Origin of the sequence: Polaromonas sp., assembly GCF_030682935.1 — a bacterium.
Classification (GTDB): domain Bacteria; phylum Pseudomonadota; class Gammaproteobacteria; order Burkholderiales; family Burkholderiaceae_C; genus Polaromonas.
Genome location: NZ_JAUXNA010000282.1, coordinates 1 through 2,892, shown reverse-complemented (window position 1 = coordinate 2,892; position 2,892 = coordinate 1). Strand labels below are relative to the sequence as shown.

3 protein-coding genes are annotated in these 2,892 nt (G+C 65.1%); all 3 read left to right on the top strand.

The genetic code is table 11. From position 1 onward, the window contains the following. The first annotated feature begins 29 nt into the window (after positions 1–29). Genes Q8K05_RS12950 through Q8K05_RS12940 form a run of 3 tightly spaced genes read left to right on the top strand, consistent with a single transcriptional unit; the run spans position 30 to position 2,694 of the window. A complete protein-coding gene (locus Q8K05_RS12950) occupies positions 30–158 on the top strand; it encodes a hypothetical protein (protein ID WP_305247010.1) in 129 nt (42 codons plus the stop codon). Beyond that, positions 155–529, top strand: coding sequence for a response regulator transcription factor (locus Q8K05_RS12945; RefSeq protein WP_305247008.1), 375 nt, complete (start codon positions 155–157; stop codon positions 527–529). The genes Q8K05_RS12950 and Q8K05_RS12945 overlap by 4 nt, the downstream gene beginning before the upstream one ends. After that, complete coding sequence (locus Q8K05_RS12940) at positions 526–2,694, top strand: exonuclease domain-containing protein (protein ID WP_305247006.1); 2,169 nt, start codon at positions 526–528, stop codon at positions 2,692–2,694. Before Q8K05_RS12945 ends, Q8K05_RS12940 begins: the two co-directional genes overlap by 4 nt. Positions 2,695–2,892: the final 198 nt, after the last annotated feature.

Genomic DNA, 2,892 nt, shown 5'->3' with positions numbered 1-2,892 from the left:
GCCTGGGCCTGCCCATCAGCCGCCAGATCGTGGAACACTTTGGCGGGCGTCTGTGGCTGGCGTCCAGCCCCGGGCAAGGCGCCTGCTTTTCGTTTCACCTGCCCTGGGCCGCACCCGCGCCCGATGCGGCCTACCCCCAACAAGGAGACATGCCATGAGCCAAAAAATCCTGGTCGCTGACGACGAGCCGAACATCGTGATTTCGCTCGAATACCTGTTGAAGCGCGAAGGCTATACCGTGCTGGTGGCCCGCGACGGCCAGGAGGCGCTGGACGCGATTGCCCGTGACAAGCCCGATCTGGTGCTGCTCGATGTGATGATGCCCAAAAAATCAGGCTTCGAGGTCTGCCAGGCCGTGCGCGCCAGCGAGGAACTGCAGGCCACCAAAATCCTGATGCTCACCGCCAAGGGCCGCGACACCGACGTGGCCAAGGGCCTGGCCCTGGGCGCGGACGCCTACATGACCAAGCCGTTTTCAACGCGTGAACTGGTGCAAAAAGTGGCTGAGATGCTGGGGGCGCCGCCATGAAGCCGGGGCGTCGGTTGATGGTGGCGATTGCTGCCGTGGGGCTGGCCCTGGCCGCCTGGATGGGATTGAGCGTGGCGCTCGTCTGGTCCACGCTGGAGCCGGCGCAGCGGGGCACCGTGGGCGCGGTGCTCGGGCCACGCATGGCCTTGCTGGGCATGAGCTGGGTGGTGGCTTTGGTGGGTGTGGCCGCCGTGCTGCGCCTGCTGTTTCAGCGCTACGCCCGTGCACCGGGCCGGCTGCTGGAGGAAACCCGCGTGCTGCTGGCGGCCAGCGGGGTCCAGCACGTCAACCCGCAAGGCAGCGCGGAAATCCAGGCCCTGGCGGGCGCCATCAATGAACTGGCCGCCCAGCGTGACCGCTTGCGCGAAGACGTGGCGCAGCAGATTGCGCAGGCCAGCCGCAGCGTGCAGCAGGAGAAGAATCGCCTGGCCGCGCTGATGTCCGAGCTGACCCAGAGCGTGGTGGTGTGCAACCTGGATGGCCGCATCCTGCTTTACAACAGCCGCGCCCGGCTGCAGTTTCGCGCCCTGTCGCAGGCTCCCGCGCTGGCCGGCGGTGCCGAGCTGATGGGCATAGGCCGCTCCATCTATGCCGTGTTTGACCGCCAGCTGGTGGCGCATGCGCTGGAGAATATTCACCAGCGCATGCGTCGCGGTGCGGCGAGCCCGTCGGCCCAGTTTGTCACCACGACGCGCACCGGCCAGCTGCTGCGCGTGCAGATGGCGCCGGTGCGCGCGGGCGAATCCGCCGCGGAGGCCGAGGGCGGGATCAGCGGCTTTGTGCTGATGCTGGACAACATCACGTTCAGCTTCGAGGAAGAGACTCGGCGCGACCAGCTGCTGCATGGCCTGACCGAAGGCAGCCGCTCGTCCCTGGCCAACATGCAGGCCGCGGTGGACATGCTCGGCTACGCCGACCTGGAGCCAGCCATGCGTGAACGCTTCCTGGCCGTGGTGCGCGAGGAAGTGGCCGCCATGAGCCAGCGCATCACCGAGCTGGTGCAGCGCTCGACCCTGGGACTCAAGACCCGCTGGCCGCTGGAGGAAATGCTGGGCACCGACCTGGTGACGGCAGCGCAGCAGCAAATTCAAGCCCATTGCAAGCGCGCCGTAACGCTGGAGGGGGCGGACGTCCGCCTGTGGCTCAAGGTCGAAAGCTTCACGCTGCTGCAGGCGCTGACCTACCTGGCCGGTCGGCTGGTCGATGAATTCGACGTGAAGTTCCTGCAACTGCGGCTGCAGAAAGCAGGCCCGCGGGCGCAACTCGACCTGATCTGGTCCGGCCAGGTGATGAGCACAGAAACCGTCATGACCTGGGAGATGGATCCGATGCGTTTTGGCGCGCAAAGCACGCCGCTGACGGTGCGCGATGTGGTGGAACGCCATGGCGGCGAAATGTGGTTTGAGCGCGAACGCGTGCGCCACCAGGCCTTTTTTCGCTTTTTGCTGCCGCTGGCCAGCGAGCAAGAGCAGCTCCAGGCCTCGCAGATCATGCAAAGCGAGAGCCGGCCCGAATACTACGATTTTGATTTGTTCCAGATCACGGAGCAGGGCAGCGCGCTGGACGACCAGCCGCTGTCGTCGCTTTCCTTTACCGTGTTCGACACCGAAACCACCGGGCTCAACCCGTCGGAAGGCGACGAAATCATCCAGATCGGGGCGGCGCGCATCGTCAACGGCAAGCTGCTGCGGCAGGAGTCGTTCGAGCAACTGGTGGACCCCGGTCGCGTCATTTCCGCCGCATCGATTCCGATTCACGGCATCACGCAGGACATGGTCACCGGCAAGCCGCGCATCGCCGAGGTGCTGCCCGCCTTCCACGTGTTTGCGCAAGACACCGTGCTGGTGGCGCACAACGCAGCCTTCGACATGAAGTTTCTGCAGCTGCAGGAAGCCCGTACCGGCGTGGCCTTTCACCAGCCGGTGCTCGACACCCTGCTGCTGTCGGCCGTCGTGCACCCCAACCAGGAATCGCACCGGCTGGAGGCGATTGCCGAGCGCTTCAACATCACCGTGCTGGGCCGGCACACCGCGCTGGGCGACGCCATGGTCACCGCCGAAGTGCTGCTGCGCTTGTTGCCGCTGCTGCAGGCCATGGGGATTCACACGCTGCGGCAGGCGCGGGAGGCGGCGCAGGAGACTTACTATGCGCGGCTCAAGTATTGAATGCCGTTTTTAAGGGGAAAGTGGCTGTAGTCCAATGGATGCGGGCGAAGATTGCTATTTAATTGGTAGCGGATTGGCTTTGCGGGCTTGGGCTGGCCGGGAGTCGCCCCGGCAGGCGACTTACTTTTCTTTGCTTCGCCAAAGAAACCTAAGGAAAAGAAAGGCGACCCTACTGTCTGCGACCCTTCGCTGCGCTAC